The organism is Pseudomonas oryziphila, from assembly GCF_003940825.1.
GTDB lineage: Bacteria > Pseudomonadota > Gammaproteobacteria > Pseudomonadales > Pseudomonadaceae > Aquipseudomonas > Aquipseudomonas sichuanensis.
Map to the genome: position 1 here is coordinate 5,237,380 of NZ_CP034338.1, position 18,262 is coordinate 5,255,641.

At 64.8% G+C, this 18,262-nt stretch carries 14 protein-coding genes; 4 read left to right on the top strand and 10 right to left on the bottom strand.

All coding sequences use genetic code 11. The annotated features are described in order from the left end of the window. Window positions 1-2,067: a carbon starvation CstA family protein gene (locus tag EJA05_RS24455; protein ID WP_125465589.1), complete on the bottom strand. Its 2,067-nt coding sequence runs from the start codon at window positions 2,065-2,067 to the stop codon at window positions 1-3. A 167-nt stretch (window positions 2,068-2,234) separates the two neighbouring features. Here EJA05_RS24455 and EJA05_RS24460 point away from each other — a divergent pair, with 167 nt between their 5' ends. Then, window positions 2,235-2,603 carry a PilZ domain-containing protein gene (locus tag EJA05_RS24460; RefSeq protein WP_125860435.1) on the top strand — a complete coding sequence of 123 codons (369 nt, stop codon included), beginning with the start codon at window positions 2,235-2,237 and terminating at the stop codon, window positions 2,601-2,603. A gap of 262 nt (window positions 2,604-2,865) precedes the next feature. After that, on the top strand, window positions 2,866-4,383 hold the full coding sequence (locus EJA05_RS24465; protein WP_125860437.1) for a nucleobase:cation symporter-2 family protein: 1,518 nt from the start codon (window positions 2,866-2,868) through the stop codon (window positions 4,381-4,383). Window positions 4,384-4,614: 231 nt separating this feature from the next. Here EJA05_RS24465 and EJA05_RS24470 read toward each other — a convergent pair whose 3' ends face one another. From EJA05_RS24470 to radA, 8 genes are all read right to left on the bottom strand, one after another. After that, entirely contained in the window at window positions 4,615-5,952 is a 1,338-nt protein-coding gene (locus EJA05_RS24470; RefSeq protein WP_125860439.1) for a TolC family outer membrane protein, read from the bottom strand. Between the two features lie 5 nt (window positions 5,953-5,957). Next, window positions 5,958-7,304 carry an HlyD family type I secretion periplasmic adaptor subunit gene (locus EJA05_RS24475; RefSeq protein WP_125860440.1) on the bottom strand — a complete coding sequence of 449 codons (1,347 nt, stop codon included), beginning with the start codon at window positions 7,302-7,304 and terminating at the stop codon, window positions 5,958-5,960. Window positions 7,305-7,308: 4 nt separating this feature from the next. Beyond that, on the bottom strand, window positions 7,309-9,072 hold the full coding sequence (locus tag EJA05_RS24480) for a type I secretion system permease/ATPase (protein ID WP_125860442.1): 1,764 nt from the start codon (window positions 9,070-9,072) through the stop codon (window positions 7,309-7,311). A gap of 169 nt (window positions 9,073-9,241) precedes the next feature. Beyond that, entirely contained in the window at window positions 9,242-9,856 is a 615-nt protein-coding gene (locus EJA05_RS24485; protein ID WP_125465595.1) for a heme acquisition protein HasA, read from the bottom strand. An 81-nt stretch (window positions 9,857-9,937) separates the two neighbouring features. Next, the gene (locus EJA05_RS24490; RefSeq protein WP_125861422.1) at window positions 9,938-12,601 is read right to left on the bottom strand and encodes a TonB-dependent receptor; all 2,664 of its coding nucleotides are present in this window, start codon (window positions 12,599-12,601) and stop codon (window positions 9,938-9,940) included. A 198-nt stretch (window positions 12,602-12,799) separates the two neighbouring features. Next, window positions 12,800-13,795: a FecR family protein gene (locus EJA05_RS24495; RefSeq protein WP_125860444.1), complete on the bottom strand. Its 996-nt coding sequence runs from the start codon at window positions 13,793-13,795 to the stop codon at window positions 12,800-12,802. Window positions 13,796-13,863: 68 nt separating this feature from the next. After that, window positions 13,864-14,367 (bottom strand): RNA polymerase sigma factor, encoded by a 504-nt coding sequence (locus EJA05_RS24500; RefSeq protein WP_110994689.1) that lies wholly within the window; start codon window positions 14,365-14,367, stop codon window positions 13,864-13,866. A 71-nt stretch (window positions 14,368-14,438) separates the two neighbouring features. After that, the gene (radA, locus tag EJA05_RS24505; RefSeq protein WP_110994688.1) at window positions 14,439-15,806 is read right to left on the bottom strand and encodes a DNA repair protein RadA; all 1,368 of its coding nucleotides are present in this window, start codon (window positions 15,804-15,806) and stop codon (window positions 14,439-14,441) included. Between the two features lie 178 nt (window positions 15,807-15,984). Here radA and mscL point away from each other — a divergent pair, with 178 nt between their 5' ends. Further along, on the top strand, window positions 15,985-16,395 hold the full coding sequence (gene mscL / locus EJA05_RS24510; protein WP_125465597.1) for a large-conductance mechanosensitive channel protein MscL: 411 nt from the start codon (window positions 15,985-15,987) through the stop codon (window positions 16,393-16,395). A 106-nt stretch (window positions 16,396-16,501) separates the two neighbouring features. Here mscL and EJA05_RS24515 read toward each other — a convergent pair whose 3' ends face one another. Continuing rightward, window positions 16,502-17,278, bottom strand: a complete 777-nt coding sequence (locus EJA05_RS24515; RefSeq protein ID WP_125465598.1) for a ferredoxin--NADP reductase — start codon at window positions 17,276-17,278, stop codon at window positions 16,502-16,504. A 212-nt stretch (window positions 17,279-17,490) separates the two neighbouring features. On the opposite strand from EJA05_RS24515, the gene EJA05_RS24520 reads away from it, so the two are divergent. Then, complete coding sequence (locus EJA05_RS24520; RefSeq protein WP_125860446.1) at window positions 17,491-18,192, top strand: autoinducer binding domain-containing protein; 702 nt, start codon at window positions 17,491-17,493, stop codon at window positions 18,190-18,192. Window positions 18,193-18,262: the final 70 nt, after the last annotated feature.

Here is an 18,262-nt window from a genome sequence, read left to right on the forward strand (position 1 = left end):
TCAAGCGTCAGGCAAAGCCTGGAACGGGGTTTCCTTGTCGCTGCGCTCCTTGCGGCCCCAGGCGGCATAGCCGACCTTGAGGGCGAAGAACAGGATGCTGAACACCACCAGCAGGAACAGGATCGTCAGGCCGGCGTTGGTGTAGGCGTTGAAGATCACGTGCTGCATCTGGCCGATGTCCTTGGCCGGGGCCAATACCTGGCCGGCGTCCAGCGCGGTGCTGTACTTCTTGGCCAGGGCCAGGAAGCCGACGGCCGGGTTCGGATCGAACAGCTTGATCAGGCCCGCGGCGGTGGTGCAGATCAGCAGCCAGACCGCTGGTACCAGGGTGACCCAGATGTAGCGCTGACGCTTCATCTTGATCAGCACCACGGTACCGAGCATCAGGGCGATACCGGCCAGCATCTGGTTGGAGATACCGAACAGCGGCCACAAGGTGTTGATACCACCCAGCGGATCGATCACGCCCTGGTACAGCAGGTAGCCCCACATCGCCACGCAACCAGCGGTGGCGAGCAGGTTGGCGCCCCACGACTCGGTGCGCTTGAGCGCCGGCACGAAGCTGCCCAGCAGGTCCTGCAGCATGAAGCGCCCGGCACGGGTACCGGCGTCCACGGCGGTCAGGATGAACAGCGCTTCGAACAGAATCGCGAAGTGGTACCAGAACGCCATGGTGTTCTCACCCGGCAGCACCTGGTGCAGGATCTGCGCGATACCGACCGCCAGTGTCGGCGCACCACCGGCACGGGCCAGGATGGTGTGTTCGCCGATGTCACGGGCAGTGGCTTCAAGCTGCTCGGGGGTAATCAGGAAGCCCCAGCTGCTGACCGTTTGCGCCACTGAAGCGACGTCGGCACCGACCACTGCGGCCGGGCTGTTCATGGCGAAGTACACGCCTGGTTCGATCACCGAGGCGGCAACCATGGCCATGATGGCGACGAACGACTCCATCAGCATGCCGCCGTAGCCGATGTAACGGGCGTTGGTTTCGTTGTCCAGCAGCTTGGGCGTGGTCCCCGAGGAGATCAGCGCGTGGAAGCCGGACACCGCGCCGCAGGCGATGGTGATGAACAGGAACGGGAACAGGGTGCCCTTCCACACCGGGCCCGTGCCGTCGGTGAACTGGGTCAGCGCCGGCATTTTCAGCTCAGGAGCGATGATCAGGATACCGATGGCCAGACCGACGATGGTGCCGATCTTGAGGAAGGTAGAGAGGTAGTCACGCGGCGCCAGCACCAGCCAAACCGGCAGCACGGCGGCGACGAAACCGTAACCGACCAGCATCCAGGTGATCTGCACGCCGGTGAAGGTGAAGGCCGGGCCCCAGACCGGATCCGCGGCGATCTGGCCCCCCAGCCAGATCGACAGCAGCAACAGCACCACGCCGATGACCGAGATTTCGCCGATGCGGCCCGGGCGGATGTAGCGCATGTAGATGCCCATGAACATCGCGATCGGGATGGTCGCCATCACCGTGAACATGCCCCACGGGCTCTCGGCCAGGGCCTTGACCACGATCAGCGCCAGCACCGCGAGGATGATGATCATGATCAGGAAGCAGCCGAACAGGGCGATGGTGCCCGGGATGCGGCCCATTTCCTCACGCACCATGTCGCCCAGCGAGCGGCCGTTGCGACGAGTGGAAAGGAACAGGACCATGAAGTCCTGCACCGCGCCAGCCAGCACCACGCCGGCGATCAGCCACAGCGTGCCGGGCAGGTAGCCCATCTGTGCTGCGAGCACCGGGCCCACGAGCGGGCCGGCACCGGCAATGGCGGCGAAGTGGTGGCCGAAGAGGATGTGTTTGTTGGTCGGGACGTAGTCCAGGCCATCGTTGTTGAGTACCGCGGGCGTGGCCCGACGGGGGTCCAGTTGCATCACCTTGGTGGCGATGAACAGGCTGTAGTAACGGTAGGCAACCAGGTAGATGGCCACTGCCGCGACCACGATCCACAAGGCGTTGATTGCCTCGCCGCGCCGCAGGGCTACCACACCCAGCGCGCAGGCCCCTATGACTGCCAGCGCCAGCCACGGAATGTGGCGTAGCAGGCTATTATTGTTGTTCATGGTTTACTTCCAGCTGGTGGATTGGAAAGACCGCCCATCGAGTCTAGGGCGTGTCATCGCGCATTGCCACACTTGCTTTGGTCTAGAGCCTCTGCGGCCAGATTGCGGTACCTGCTACAGCGACATTAACCACTATAGTCAGGTTGAACCCCCGAGGGCTTTCCCCCATGAGCAGTCACGACGAGCGCCGCCGCTTCCAACGCATCAACTTCGATGCACCTACCGAACTGCGCCAGGGCGAACGCCGCTGGCCCGCCAAGCTGCTGGATCTTTCGCTCAAGGGGTTGCTCATCGAGCGCCCCGCCCCCTGGGACGCCGACCTCACCCAGGACTTCGAGGCGATCATCCAGCTCGATGACGGCACGACCCAGGTGCGAATGCAGGTCGAACTGCGCCATGAAGAGGAAGCCTGCCTGGGTTTCATCTGCCTCTATATAGACATCGACTCGATGACTCATTTGCACCGTCTGGTGGAATTGAACGTGGCCGACAGCACCGAAATGATGCGTGAGCTGCGTGAATTGATCGAAGATTGAAATCTCTTAGCCTGCTAACAAACTGACCTGAGAGTGTTTCCTGTCTACCCAGACAGCTTTGTGCGGGCCCCATCGACCCTTGTACACACCCTTCTAGTACCGCATTTGTCGAGTTGGAACGCATTCTGCATCCAGAAAAAGTGCACCCTGGAGGCAGTACTGTGCGCGTCAGGATCAAAATATTGTATACAATTCTGATAGCAATCGAATCCACATCCTGTCTACAGTAGTGCCACAACAATAAATGCTGAGAGCCTGCTCCATGACTACGTCCCCTAGCACGTCTCCCACCCAACGCCCCGAGGATGAAAACCTCGGGCTTGGCGCCAACCTGGCCTACGGCCTGCAACACGTTCTGACCATGTATGGCGGGATCGTCGCGGTACCGCTGATCCTCGGCCAGGCGGCCGGTCTGGCCCCCGCGGAGATCGGCCTGCTGATTGCGGCTTCGTTGTTCGCGGGGGGGCTGGCGACGCTGCTGCAGACCCTCGGCCTGCCGTTCTTCGGTTGCCAGTTGCCCCTGGTGCAGGGCGTCTCGTTTGCCGGTGTGGCGACCATGGGCGCGATCCTCGGCAGCCAGGACGGTGGTGGCTTGCCGGCGGTGCTGGGTGCGGTCATGGCCGCCTCGCTGATCGGCTTCTTGATCACCCCGGTGTTCTCGCGCATCACCAAGTTCTTCCCGCCGCTGGTGACCGGTATCGTCATCACCACCATCGGCCTCACCCTGATGCCCGTCGCGGCGCGCTGGGTAATGGGCGGCAACAGCGCTTCGCCGGAGTTCGGCAGCGTGGCCAACATCGGCCTGGCGGCACTGACCTTCGCCATCGTCCTGGTGCTGAGCAAGCTGGGCAGCGCGACCATCTCGCGGCTGTCGATCCTGCTGGCCATGGTGGCGGGCACCCTGATCGCCTGGGCGCTGGGCATGACCGATTTCAGCAAGGTCACCGAAGGCCCGATCTTCGCCTTCCCCACCCCTTTCCACTTCGGCATGCCGACCTTCCACATCGCCGCGATCCTGTCGATGTGCATCGTGATCATGGTGACCCTGGTCGAAACCTCGGCCGACATCCTCGCGGTCGGTGAAATCATCGACACCAAGGTCGACTCCAAACGCCTGGGCAACGGCCTGCGCGCCGACATGGCATCGAGCATCCTGGCGCCGATCTTCGGTTCTTTCACCCAGAGCGCCTTCGCCCAGAACGTTGGCCTGGTGGCCGTGACCGGGGTCAAGAGCCGCTACGTGGTCGCCACCGGCGGCGTGATCCTGGTGGTGCTCGGCCTGCTGCCGATCATGGGCCGCATCATCGCCGCAGTCCCGACCCCGGTTCTCGGCGGCGCCGGCATCGTGCTGTTCGGCACCGTGGCTGCCAGTGGTATCCGCACCCTGTCGAAGGTCAACTACAAGAACAACGTCAACCTGATCATCGTCGCCGCCTCGCTGGGCTTCGGCATGATCCCGATCGCCGCGCCGAGCTTCTACCACAACTTCCCAAGCTGGTTCGAAACCATCTTCCACTCCGGCATCAGCTCGGCGGCGATCATGGCCATCCTGCTCAACCTGATGTTCAACCACTTCACCACCGGCAACTCGGAAAACCAGTCGGTGTTCGCAGCGGCTTACGAGCGCACCATCCAGTACTCGGACATCTCGTGCCTGCGCGATGGCGACTACTTCAAGGATGGCAAGCTGTTCGACGCCGATGGCAATGAAGTGCCGGTCATGGAACTGGACGAACACGGCAACGAAGCGCCCAGGCGCAAGGCCGTTGCCGAGCACTGATCGCTAAGCGAAGCGATCACGCAGGGGAGCCGATGCGCATCGTCGGCTCCCCTTTTTGTTTACCTGCGCAGATCGCTGATTTCGCAAACGCGGCGCGTTTCCTGTGGGAGCGGGTTTACCCGCGAACACCGGCGAAGCCGGTGCCCTGCACCGCGTCGTCTGCTTCGCGGGTAAACCCGCTCCCACAGGACCCCGCTAAATCAACAAGTCATTTGCAGTTCTTGGGATTGATCAGCCGTGGGCGGCAAAGTAACCGTTCAGCGCATTCAGGTCCCCGGCATCCAGCACCCCCGCCAGGTAGCGCAGTTTCAGCCACGCCCGCAGGTAGTCGTAGCGCGCCTGGGCCAGGTCGCGGCGGGCACTGTAAAGCTGCTGTTCGGCATCCAGCACATCCAGGTTGACCCGCTCGCCGCCCGTCACGCTCTTGCGCGTGGCCTCCACCAGCGCGCCCGCAGCGTTCACCGCCAGGTCATAGGCACGGATCTTCGCCGTGCTGCTGGCGCACAGGTTGAACTGCCGGCGCAACTGGTTGACCGTGTCGCGCAACTGGGCATCCAGCTCGAAACCCGCGGCATCGCGCTGGGCCTGGGCCTGGCGCACCGAGGCCGACACCCCGCCCCCGGCAAACAGCGGCATGCTCAGTTGCAGGCCGACACTGTCGGTGTCGTAGCGCTGGTTGTAGCTGCTTTCGGAACTGGAACTGGAAACCCCGCTGCTGGCATACGCACTCAGCGACGGCAGGTGCCCGGCGCGCTGGCGCTCGACGTTGTGCTCGGCCACCTCCAGGCCATGGCGCTGGCTGGCCAGCTCGGCGTTGTGGGCAACGGCCAGGTCGCGCCAGGGTTCGAAACGTGCCGGTGTCAGTGGCTGGACCGTGAAGCGCGTCGCCAGCGGTGCCAGGTCCTCGACCGTCACAGGCTCGCCGATGATCGCCTGCAGCGCCTGCAGCGCGGCATCGAGGCTGTCGCCGGCCTCGATCTCCTGGGCCTGGGCCAGCTCGAAGCGGGCGCGGGTTTCCAGAAGGTCGGTACGGGTGCCCTCGCCGCCCTTGAGCAATCGCTCATTGAGTGTCAGCTGCTCGGCATAGGTGCGCCGCTGGGCCTGGGCAAGGCCGATCTGCTCGTTGGCGAACAACGCCTCGCTGTAGGCCTGGAACAAGCGCACCACCAGCTCCTGGCCGCGCCCGCGCAGGCGCTCGTCCGCCAATGCAGCCTGGGCCACGCCCTGGCGATAGGCACTCCAGGCGGCGTAGTCGAACAGCGGTTGCTCCAGGGTCAGCGTCGAGCTGTAGCTGCGGTAGTCGCGCTGGGTGGTGACGTTGCCGAGTTGGCTGCGCTGGGTCACCTCGGAGTCGTTGCGCGCGCGGTTGTAGCGGTACGACAGTTTGGGCAACAGGCCGGCACGGCCGATCGCCAGGTTCTCCACACCGGCGGCGCGCTCGGCGATCGCCCCCTGCCAGGCCGGGTCGTTGCGCAGGGCCAGGGCATAGGCATCGCCCAGATCAAGCGCCTGCGCCGGCAGGCTGGCAGCGATCAGCATGGGCAGGGCAAGGCGGGCAAACAGCGGCATCCGCATCACTCCTCCGCCAGGGCGACATGCACCCGGTCGGCCAACGGCTTGAACAGGTAGTTGAGCAGCGAGCGCTCACCGGTACGCACGAACGCTTCCACCGGCATGCCCGGGCGGATGTCCAGCCCCGCCAGCTGCTGCAGGCCCTGTTCGCTGACCTTGATGCGCACCTGATAGTAGGGGTGCTGGGTCTTTTCATCGACCAGCCGATCAGCCGACACCAGGCTCACCTCCCCCTCCACCCGAGGCGTGGTGCTCTGGTTGAAGGCGGCGAACATCAGCTCCACCGGCAGCCCCGGGCGCAAGCGGTCGACCATCTCCACCGGAGCCCTGGCATCGACCAGCAGCGGCGCACCGGCCGGGACGATCTCCATCAACTGCTGGCCACGGGCGATCACCCCGCCATTGGTGAACACACTCAGCCCCACCACCGTGCCGGCCACCGGGGCACGCACCTGGGTGTGGGCCAGCTCGAACTCGGCGCTGCGCAGGCGATTGCCCAGGTCCTCGGCACTGGCTTGCAGCTCGGCCAACTGCTGACGCACTTCGTTCTGGAACTCCTGCTGGCGCTGGCCGATGCGCAGCTTGAGTTCCAGCACCTGGCGCCGGGTGCGGCCGATCGAGCCCAGGTCTTCGGCGATCGAGCCGTTGACCTGGGCCAGCAGGCGTTCATTGTCGAGCAGCCGGTTACGGGCGATATAGCCATCCCGGGCCAGGTCGCGCAGGCCACGCAGTTGCTCGTCGAGGGCGTCGCGCTGGGCCTGCTTGCTGGCCAGCGAGCCCTGCAAGCCCTGCAACGAGGCCTCGGCGCCGGCGATGCCTTCGCGCATGCCAGCAAGCTCCATGTCCAATGCGCGGGCACGGCTGACCCGCAATTGGCGTTGGCCCTCCAGGGCCGCGGCCACCCAGGGCGTGCCGGCCTCGGCCTGCAGGCCCTCCGGGAACGCCAGGCCCGGCAGGCCGTCACGCTCGGCCAGCAACCGCGCCTCACCGGCGCGGGCGTTGACGTACTGCACCCGCAGCGAGCCGACCTGGGCCTGGGCCTGGGTCGGGTCCATGCGCAGCAACACCTGGCCGGCACTGACCGGCTCGCCATCGCGTACCAGCAGTTGCTCGATCACCCCACCCGTGGGGTGCTGCACCGCCTGCTTGCTGCCGGCCACCACCACGTTGCCGGTCACCGGCACGCCCTTGTCCAGCGGCGCCAGCGCAGCCCACAAGAGGAAGCCGCCAAAGCCGGCCAGCACCAGCCAACGCCCCATCCGGGCGGGGCGATGTTCACTGAGGCTGAGCACGTTGTCAGGGTCGGCGGGCACATCGGTCTTGCGCTTGGTAACGGCATGTACGGTCATGAAGTCAGGCTCTTGGCAGGCCGAAGCTGGCGCTCAGGCCAAGGGGCGGGCGTGTGGCGGGGGCGGCGGCAACCGGCGCCGGGCGGGCGGCGCGCTGCAGGTCCTGCAGCACCCGGGCGGTCGGCCCGTAGGCTTGCAGCTGGCCGTTCTGCAGCATCAGCAAATTGTCCAGGCCCGCCAGCAACGACGACTTGTGGGTGATCAGGATCAGCGTGCGCTTGTGCTCACGCAGCTTGCCGACGGCCTTGAGCAGCGCCTGCTCACCGGCCTCGTCAAGGTTCGAATTGGGCTCGTCGAGCACGATCAACGCCGGCAACCCGTACAGCGCACGGGCCAGGCCGATACGCTGGCGCTGGCCGCCAGACAACCCGCTGCCGCCCTCGCCCAGCACCGTGTCATAGGCAGCCGGCAGCTTGAGGATCATCTCGTGCACACCGGCCATTTGCGCGGCGGCCACCACCTGCTGGGCGTCCACCGGGCCCAGGCGGGCAATATTGTCGGCAATGCTGCCGGCGAACAGCTGCACATCCTGCGGCAGATAGCCGATATGCCGGCCCAGCGCCTGGCGTTCCCACACCCGCAGGTCGGCACCGTCCAGGCGCACCTTGCCGGTGGACGGCGCGGCAGCACCGACCAACAGACGGGACAGGGTCGACTTGCCCGAACCCGACGGGCCGATGATGCCCAGCGACTCACCGGCAGCCAGGTCGAAACCCAGGTTGTTCAGGCAGGGCCGGTTGCTGCCCGGCTGCAGCGCGCCCACTTGTTCCACCGTGAGCCTGCCCAACGGCGCCGGCAAGGGCATGCCGGCCGGGCGCGGCGGTTGCGTGCGCAACAGCTCGCTCAGGCGCAGGTAGGCCTGGCGGGCACCGCTCCATTGGCGCCAGGCGCCGATCAACTGGTCGATCGGCGCCAGCACCCGGGCCATCAGGATGGAGCCGGCGATCATCATGCCGGGGGTGATCAACTGCTCGATCGCAAGCCAGGCGCCCAGCCCCAGCACCAGCGACTGCAAAGCCAGGCGCACGGTCTTGGACACCGCGCTGACCGCCGCGGTGCGCTCGCTGCCGAGGTTCTGCCGGGCCAGAAAACCATGGTGCAGGCGTGCCCAGCGCTGGCGCACCGCGCCCAGCATGCCCATGGCTTCGATCACCTCGGCGTTGCGCAGGTTGGCGCTGGCTTCAAGGCCGGCCTGCTGCGACAGCTCGCCCGCCTCGGCGAACGGGGCCTTGGTCAGGCGCTCGTTGACCCAGGCCAGCACTGTCAGCAACACCGCGCCCACCAGCGCCATCAGGCCAAGCCACGGGCTGAACATGAAGATCACCAGCAGGTACACCGGGAACCAGGGTGCGTCGAAGAAGGCGAACAGCGCCTGGCCGGTGGCGAACTGGCGCAGGCTGGTCAGGTCGGCGAGCATCTGCCCGGCAGCGCCCTTGTGCCCCGCCAGGCTGGCCGCATAGGCGGCGTCGAACACCCGCGGGTTGAGGTCCATGTCCATGCGCGTGCCCAGGCGCACCACCACTTGACTGCGCAGCCACTCCAGCACGCCCATGAAGGCGAACAGGCCCAGCACCAGGAGGCTGAGCATGAGCAGCGTCATCTCGTTGCGCGACGACAGGACCCGGTCATACACCTGCAACATGTACAGCGCCGGCGCCAGCATCAGCAGGTTGATCACCGCGGTGAACAGGGCGACGTTGGCGAGGCCGGCACGGCAGGCCTTGAGCGCCTGCAGCACTTCGTTGGCCGTGGCGGGAGCGGTTCGCATTCGTTGGAAACCTCACAGGGTGCGCCGACCGGCGATTGCTTTGTGCCGGTCGACGCCACAGAATTCGCACCACCGCAGCCTGGGCCCGGCAAAGACACGGGCTGCGGGGTAAATGCAACAAATCAGCGAATGGCAGGGTTACCTTCCATTCGCTTTTTCATGCCTGGGCTCAGGCCGCCAAGGCCAGGTCTTCAGGCAGCGCCTGCACGCCAACGGCTTCGGCCGAGGCCGCAACCGGGCCAGCCGCCAGGGCGGTGTTGATCTGGGCGAAGGTGTTGTTGGTGGACACGCCGTAGTCGGCCAGCAGGTTGTCCAGCACGGTTTCCAGGCCGCTGGTCTTGCCCTGCATCAGGTTGTAGATCACGTTGTGTACGTCGTTGCCTGCACGACCGGCACCTTGAGCGGCGTTCAGGTCCAGGCCGTCGAAGCTCACGGCCAGCGCCTGCACGCTGTAGTTGCCGCTGGCGTCACGCAGCAGGGTGTTGCCCAGGGTCACGGTGTCCAGCTCGCCGTACAGGTAGTGGTTCTGGTTGTCGCCGGCCGGCAGCGAGGCATTCCAGACGTAGTGCAGGCCGGTCGGGGTGTCGCTTTCGGCGATCACGGCAAAGTTCGAACCATTGGTGCCGCGAATGGCGTACTGGCTGCCATCGGTGCCGCCCTCGTTGAAGCCACCGGTGTTGCTGGCGTTGTGGGCGGCGGTCTTGAAACCGGTGGCCCAGGCCGAGAGGTACTGGTCAACGGTGAAGTTGGCGAAGGAAGCCGAGTAGGTAACGGACAGAGACATTGCATTTCCTCATTGCGTTGCAGTTGAGAGCGAAGGCGTCCAACGCCTTCGTGTTGCCCGACAGTGGGCGAACCTGGTGAATCAGAATCGATACTCGAGCATGCCGGAGAGGGTCCGGCCACGGGCCAGGGAGAGGTTGTTGGCGTCGCCCATGGCCACGAAGTAAGCCTCGTCGGTGACGTTTTCCAGCGACAGGGCAATGTTCAGCTGCGGGGTCGCCCAGTAGCTGGCATACAGGTCGTAGACCTTGTATTCCGGCCAGCGGGCCTTCTCCAGGTTGCCGTAGCCCTGGCTATTGAGGTGCTCGCCCCGGCCCGCGCTGTAGCGCAGGCGGGCGCCGACATCGAGGGTGTTGTCGAAGAAGCGCAGGCCGGTGGTCAACGCGCCACGGTCGGACGGCATGTAGGCGGCGTTGCCCATGATCTCGCCACAGCTGACCTGGTCATTGATCGCCTGGCCCTCGCTGAAGTTGTAGGCCGGCAAGGTCACCGGGAGCGGGAAGCCGCCGAAGTCGATCACCGTGTCGATCATGCCGGCGTCGTTGCGCTGTACACCGCCGCCCATGTACAGCTGCTTGGAGCAGAACTCGTTGCTGCCGATCATGTGGGTGTAGCTGAGCTGGGTGTAGAAACGGCCGTTGTCGTAGTCGAGCGAGTACTCCACGCCACGGAAGTTGGTGCCTTCAAGGTTGTTGGTGTAGGCACTGTTGCCCAGCGACAGCCCGGTGATGTCGGTGCCGGGCAGGTCGACGCTGTAGTCGAGGTACGAGAAGTTCTCGATCCGCGTATCGAAGTAGGCCACCTTCACGCCGAGGCGGTCGCCATCGCGAAACAGCGATTCCTTGAAAATGTTGAAACCGGCTTCCCAGTTATGCGACTGCTCGGGCTTGAGGAACGGGTTGGGGTACACCAGTTCATTGCCGCCACCGTGCGGCTTGCCGCTCATGAACGCTTCGGTCACCGCCGGCGGGCGCCAGCCGCGACCCCACCGGGTATAAAGCTGCAACCAGTCCAGCCCCGGCTTGACGCCGATACCGAAGGTCGGCGAGAAGCGCCCCTCTTCGCGTTCGACGTCGTAGGCAAACTCGGTTTGCTCGCGCAGCACGTCCACGCCGGTAACCCCGACCGGGTAGGCCCAGGTGGTGAACCCGGTCTTGCCCGTCAGGCGATAGCGGTCGTAGCGCAGGCCGGCATCCAGGGTCAGCCAGCCGTCATGCTCGAACGACAGGTTGCCGAACAGGCTGCCCATGGCCCGCTTGCCTTCTGGGTCAGCCCCGGCGATGAACGGGTTGTCCCTTTCACTCGGCGCGGGGATACGCTCGCTGCTCGGCTTGAAGGTATCCAGGAACAGTTCAGCGCCGTAGTTGAAGCTCAGCAGGTTGCTCTGGCCGAAATAGAAGCGCGAGGTGTTCTGCGCCTGCAGGCCCCAGGTGTCGGTCTGGAAGTGATCGTTGTAGTCGGCGTAGAAGTTGCCGCTGCCGACGCTGGCGGTATTGCTGTTGTTCCAGCGGTCCTGGCGGGTGGTGACGAAATACAGCTTGGCCTTGAAGTCGATCAGGTCGTTGTCCGGCGCATAGCTGTAGTCGAGCCCGAAGTTCTTCGCGTTGATGTCGCTGCTGGCGGTGCGCCGGTAGTAGAACGAGTTAAGGTCAGAGGCGAGCCAGGTCCAGGCGTCCTTGCTGTCGGTGTCGGTTTCCATGTAGCTCAGTTGCAGACGCTGGTCTTCGGGCAGGTTCAGGCCCACCTTGATCAGGTTCGAGCGGGTCACCGTGCCCATGTCGCCAACCTCGGACTCGATCCAGTTGTCCCAGGCCCGCGGGAACAACTTGCGCAGGCGCATCTCGGTGCCCAGGTTGTCCTTGTTGTTGGTGCCGGCGCGGTAGTTGCCGAAGTGGCGCTCGCTCATGCCCAGCAGCAGGTCACCCACTTCGTTGCCGAAGGCGAACACGCCGCTGCCGTTGAAATAGGTGCCGTTGCCCAGCTCGCCGATGCCATGCCCGGCACGAATCCGGCCGCCCATCTCCTTACCTGGGCCGAGAAACTCGGCGGCGTTCAAGGTATTGAAGCTGGCAATGCCGCCGAGCACACCCGCGCCGCCCATGCCGGACTGGCTGCCCTTTTCGATCTCGACGTTGCTGACGAACTCCGGGTCGATGAACATCGTGCCATTGCGCTGCTGGTGGCCGTTGACGCTGAAGTTCTGGCGCATGCCGTCGATGTTCATGTTGACCCGGCCGTAGTCCTGCACGCCGCGGATGTTCACCGACAGGCCCGGATCGCGCTGGTTGACTGCGGTGTACACCCCGGCGGTCTGCTCGAGCATGTCGGCGGCATGGCGCGGCGGGCGTTTGTCGATCTGATCGCGGGTGATCACGCTGGCCGAACGTGGCGCCTGGTACACCCAGTCACCGTCACGGCTGGACTCGACTTGGGTGGCCCCCAGTTCCAGGGCCGCGCCGGACTCTTCGAGCCGCTCCAGGCCCACCTGCCCCGCAGCGCTGAAGTGGTAGCGCACCGGCATGTTGCGCAGCAGCAGGCGCAGGCCCTCTTCCACGCTGTAGCCACCACGCAGCCCTTCGCTGTACAGGCCGACCAGCTTGCGGCTGTCATAGAACACCTGCACACCGGACTGTTCGGCATAGGCCAGCACTGCGCTGTCGAGCGGCTGGGCGGGAATGTCGAACTGCACCAGGCTGCGGCTGGTGCTGTTCGGCGGCGTGGCTGCCTGGGCCAGGCCGATCCCCATCGGCAGGCTCAAGGCGCCAATGGCCAGGCTGCTGGCCAAGGCGATGCGGCTCAGGGGCCGGCGGGGTTGTGCGGGGGGCGTGCTCACTGCGCGTCTCGTCTTCTGTTGGCGATTTCTAGTAATGAAAATCAATCTCAACAATCAGACGTGCGACGTAGGAAAACTCAGTAACGCGAAACCAAAGTTTTTTTCAGCGGTTCAGTAGATCAGCGTCAAACCAGGCAATTGCAGGCGTTCGGCCTTGAGTTCGGCGCTGAGCACATCGGCGGCCACGGCCAGGTTGTCGAGGCGGAACACCCCACTGACCTGGCGTTGCGCCAAGGCCGCGTCGACCACCAGCAGGCGCCCGTCACGGTAGCGGTTCAGCCGTTCGACCACCTCGGCCAGCGGCTGGCGCTCGAACACCAGCACCCCACGCTGCCAGTCGGTGGCCCGCTGCACGTCGCGCCCTGGCCACAGGCGCACGCCCTCGGCCTGGTCGTAGCGCAGCGCCTGGCCCTCCTGCAACAGCTGGCTGGTCACGCCCTGTGCCGGCGCGGCTTGCAGCTTTACCTCGACACTGTGTTCGAGCATGCCGACCCAACCGCCCTCGCCCGCCCTGCCGACCACGAACCGCGTGCCCAGGGCCCGCGTGCTGGCGCCGGCATAATCGACCACGAACGGCCGTGGCTCGGCGGCCGTGACCGGCGCTGCACTGAACACTGCATCGCCGGCCAGCAGGCGCACCCGCCGCTGCTGGCCATCGAAGGCCAGTTGCAAGGCGCTGCGGCTGTCGAGATCAACCAGGCTGCCATCGGGCAAGGTCACCCGACGCACTTCGCCGGCAGCGGTGACGTAGTCCGCGCGCCAGTCCAGCAGCAGGCCGGGCCCCTGCTCCACCCCCAGCACCGCCAGCAGTACCAACGCGCTGCAGGCCACAGCCCGCCGAATACGCGAACCCCTGCGCCGGGCAGGCGTGCGCGTACTGCGCGGCAGCGGCGCGCGATGCGGCGCGCCAGCGGGAGCAAGGCCCGCCAGTTGCCCCAGGTCGCCCCAGGTCGCCTGCGCGAAAGCATAGGCCCGGGCATGGCGCGGGTCACTCGCACACCACTGCTCCAGCGCCTGCTGCTGCACACTGCTCAGGGGGCCGGCGCCTTGCAGCACCACCCACTCGGCGGCCTGCTCGCGGATGGCTTGCTCGTTCTGGCTGCTCACACGGTTCTCTCGCGATCTGGTTATGTCTGGGCTGACGTCTGAAGCGGCGTTTGTCAGTAAACCGTTGGTCATTCCGCTTCCTGCAGGCACTGCATCACATAGGCCAGGGCCTTGGCCAGATGCTTCTGCACGGAGCTGTCGGAAATACCCAGGTGACGCGCGACTTCGGCGTGGGTCATGCCCTCCAGGCGATTGAGGCGAAACACCTGCCGGGTACGTTCAGGCAACGCCTCGAGGATCGCCTGCAAGCGGCGCAGGTGCTGGATGCGAGCAGCCTGCTCGTCGAGCCCGGGGCCGTCCTCGATGATGCTTTCCAGCGCTTCGTGGGGGACCAGATCGGTCTTGCGCCGCTGCTGCTGGCGCACATGATCGACCATCAGGTTGTGGGCGGTGCGGTACAGGTAGGCCTGGGCATTGTCGATGCGGTCGACGTGCTGCTGCTCGGCCAGGCGCAGGAAACTGTCCTGCACCAGGTCGGCGGCCAATTGCGGGTCGCGCACCTTGCGCGAAAGCATGGCCTGCAGGTTTTTCGCGTGCTTGAGGAACAGCCGCTTGAGGTCGAACTCCGCCACACGCACTCCATACGATGGTCGCAAGGTGGCGGCATGCTACTAGCTATTGAGAATCACTTGCAAGAAGCCGACTATTCGAACAATGCATCCAAGGCCTGCTCCAGACGCGTCACGGCAATCACCTGCAAGCCCGGCGGCGCCTCTTTCGGCGCATTGCCCTTGGGCACGATGGCACGCTTGAAGCCATGCTTGGCGGCCTCCTTGAGGCGCTCCTGGCCGCTGGGCACCGGGCGCACCTCGCCAGACAGGCCGATCTCGCCGAACACCAGCAGGTCGTGGGCCAACGGCCGGTTGCGCAGGCTCGACATCACCGCCGCCAGCAGCGCCAGGTCAGAGGCGGTCTCCAGCACCTTGACCCCGCCGACCACGTTGAGGAACACATCCTGGTCGTGGGTGGGGATGCTGCCGTGCCGGTGCAGCACCGCCAACAGCATGGCCAGGCGGTTCTGGTCCAGGCCCAGGGTCACCCGCCGCGGGTTGGCCAGGTGGCTGTCATCGACCAGTGCCTGCACCTCCACCAGCATCGGCCGGGTACCTTCCCAAGTGGCCATCACCACGCTGCCGGGCACCTCTTCCTGGGTACGGTTGAGGAAGATCGCCGAAGGGTTGGAGACTTCCTTGAGGCCGCGATCGGTCATGCCGAACACGCCCAGTTCGTTGACTGCGCCAAAGCGGTTCTTCACCGCCCGCAGCAGGCGCAGGCGCCCGTCCGATTCACCCTCGAAATACAGCACGGTGTCGACCATGTGCTCCAGCACGCGCGGGCCGGCCAGCGAACCTTCCTTGGTGACGTGGCCGACCAGGAAGATCGCCGTGCCGCTCTGCTTGGCATAGCGCACCAGCAGCGCCGCGCTTTCGCGTACCTGGGCCACGCCACCCGGGGCCGATTGCAGCTGCTCGGTGAAAATGGTCTGGATCGAGTCGATCACCATCACCCGCGGCTTCTCCTGGCGGGCAGTGGCGATGATCGCCTCGATGCAGGTTTCGGTCATGACCTTGAGCTGGTCCTGGGGCAGCCCCAGGCGCCGCGAGCGCATGGCCACCTGCTGCTGCGATTCTTCGCCGGTGACGTACAGCGCCGGCATCTGCGTGGCGATGTTGCACAGGGTCTGCAGCAGGATGGTCGATTTGCCGATGCCCGGGTCGCCGCCGATCAACACCACCGAACCATCGACCAGGCCACCCCCGAGCACCCGGTCAAGCTCGGTGCTGCTGGTGGTGAAGCGCGGGATCTCTTCGACGCTGACCTCGGCGAGGGTCTTGATCTGCGCCTGCTGCCCGGCCCAGCCGGCCCGACCGCTGGGGGCCGCCGCGCCGCCGCTTTCGATCATGGTCTCGACCAGGGTGTTCCAGGCGCCGCACTCGCCGCACTGGCCGGCCCATTTGGGGAAAGTCGCGCCACATTCGGTACAGCCATACAAACGCTTGGCCTTGGCCATGGGCGCAGTCTCCTGGAAAAAACCGCCATGATAGCCGAAGCCGGACGTGTCCCGAACGCACCGAGAGGCGACAAAACTATTCGCTCTAACCGCAGTCAGTAGCCCTGAATGCCACGCATGAAGCGTTTAAGTGGCTTACACTGCGTCTACCTCACCATTTGTTACAAGGAAATCGCACATGGGCATGCTCAGTGAGTTCAAGGCCTTCGCCGTCAAAGGAAATGTCGTGGACATGGCCGTCGGTATCATCATCGGCGCCGCCTTCGGCAAGATCGTCTCGTCGTTCGTCGGCGACGTGATCATGCCCCCCATCGGCCTGCTGATCGGTGGTGTGGACTTCAGTGACCTGGCCATTACCCTGAAGGCCGCCGAGGGCGATGTACCGGCCGTGGTCCTGGCCTACGGCAAGTTCATCCAGACCATCCTCGACTTCATCATCGTCGCCTTCGCCATCTTCATGGGCGTGAAAGCGATCAACCGCCTCAAGCGCGAAGAAGCCGTGGCACCGAGCGCACCACCGGTACCAAGCGCCGAAGAAACCCTGCTGACCGAGATCCGCGACCTGCTCAAGGCGCAGAACCAGAAGTAAGCGGCAAGCTTCAAGCTACAAGCTGCAAGAAAAAGCCGGACCGCGATCTGTCAGCATCTGCGGTCCGGCTTTTTCTTGCAGCTTGCAGCTCGAAGCTTGCCGCTTATTACCAGTAGTTCTCCACCGCGACCTGCCCTGGCCGCTTGCTCAGGCTCAATTGCAAGTCGCGCGCCTTGAGCACCTTGCGCGTCTCATCGATCATGTCCGGGTTGCCGCACAGCATGATCCGCGAATGCTCCGGCGACAGCTCCAGCCCCGCCGCGCGCTCCAGCTCGCCGTTTTCGATCAGCGTGGTGATCCGCGCATTCAACGCCCCCGGATGCGGCTCTCGGGTCACCACCGGAATGAACTGCAACTTGCCGGCGAACTCCGCCAGGTAGTCGCGTTGCTCAAGCCCGGCGATCTCCTGTACATACGCCAGCTCCTTGGCCTCGCGCACCGAGTACACCAGTTTGATGTTGTCGAAGCGCTCCCAGGCCTCGAAGTCCTGCAGGATCGACATGAACGGCGCGATACCGGTGCCGGTAGCCAACAGCCACAGGTCGCGGCCACCGGTAAAGCGGTCGAGGGTCAGGTAGCCGAATGCTTGGCGGTCGATCAGCAAGGTATCGCCCGCGCCCAACCGGCTCAGCTCGCTGGTGAACTCACCGCCGGGCACCACGATGGAAAAGAAGTCGAGGAATTCGTCGTGGGGTGCGCTGACCATCGAGTAGGCGCGCCATACCACGCTGCCATCGGCCTTGGTCACGCCCAGGCGGGCGAACTGCCCGGAGCGGAAGCGAAAGCCTGGATCACGGCTGACCCGCAGGCTGAACAGGTTCGGCGTCAGTGGCTGAACATCGAGCAGGGTCTGGCGGGTGAACTTGTCGGCGCTGGCGGTCATGACGGGCTCCATAAATCAGATGCGCCAAGTGTCTCGCAAAGCGCCGGGGATAAACACCACCGGATTGTAGGGCATCGTTTTTGGCTGACAAAAAGCTGCGCAACAAATGCGACAGCTATAGCAAAAAAACCCAGCGCATCACGAGGACTTTTCCTACAATTGGCCCGTGCAGTCCGGTAATTGGATCCATCGGATTTCAGGGAGTTTCACCCATGTCACAGTGGCACAGCGAACAGCTTCAACAGATGCTGGGGGAGCACGACCCCGACAGATTGTTCCTCCAGGCGGTTGAGCTGGTGCAGGCACTCGGCATGCAATTCGTCGGCCTGGCGACCCACATGCATGTCGCGGGTAAAGCCCCCAAGGTGTGTTTCCGCAGCAACTACCCGGACGAGTGGCACCAGGTCTATCAGCACGAGTTCATGAACAGCGACCCGGCTTGCTGCGAATGCCGCAAGACTACCCTGCCGCTGTTGTGGAACGACGACCTGTTCAAAGAAATGCCGCAGCTGCGCGAGTCAGCCTGTGCCCACGGCCTGCGCCATGGCTGGACGCAATCGTTGTTCGATCAACTGCACAACGAGAGCCAGCTGAGTGTAGCCCGGCCAGACGACCCGATTCGCCCCATCGAACTCTATGAAAACGGCGCACAGATCATGTGGTTGTGCCAGGTGCTGCATGCCGCAGTGAGCGAACAGCATATGGCCAGCGAAGAGCACTATCCGCCACTGAGCAAGCGTGAGCTGGAAGTGATTAAGTGGTCCTCGGAAGGCAAAATCGCCGAGGATGTCGCCAAGATACTCTCGCTATCCACCAGCACCGTGAACTTCCACATCCGCAGCGTGATCGCCAAGACCAACACAAACAACAAGGTGGCAGCCATCGTCAACGTCTTCCGCCAAGGACTGCTGTAACCCCCTCGAAGCGCAAAGCCCTGTAGAATCGCCTACCTCAAGCCCGTCGCGCACCGCGACGGCCAGATTC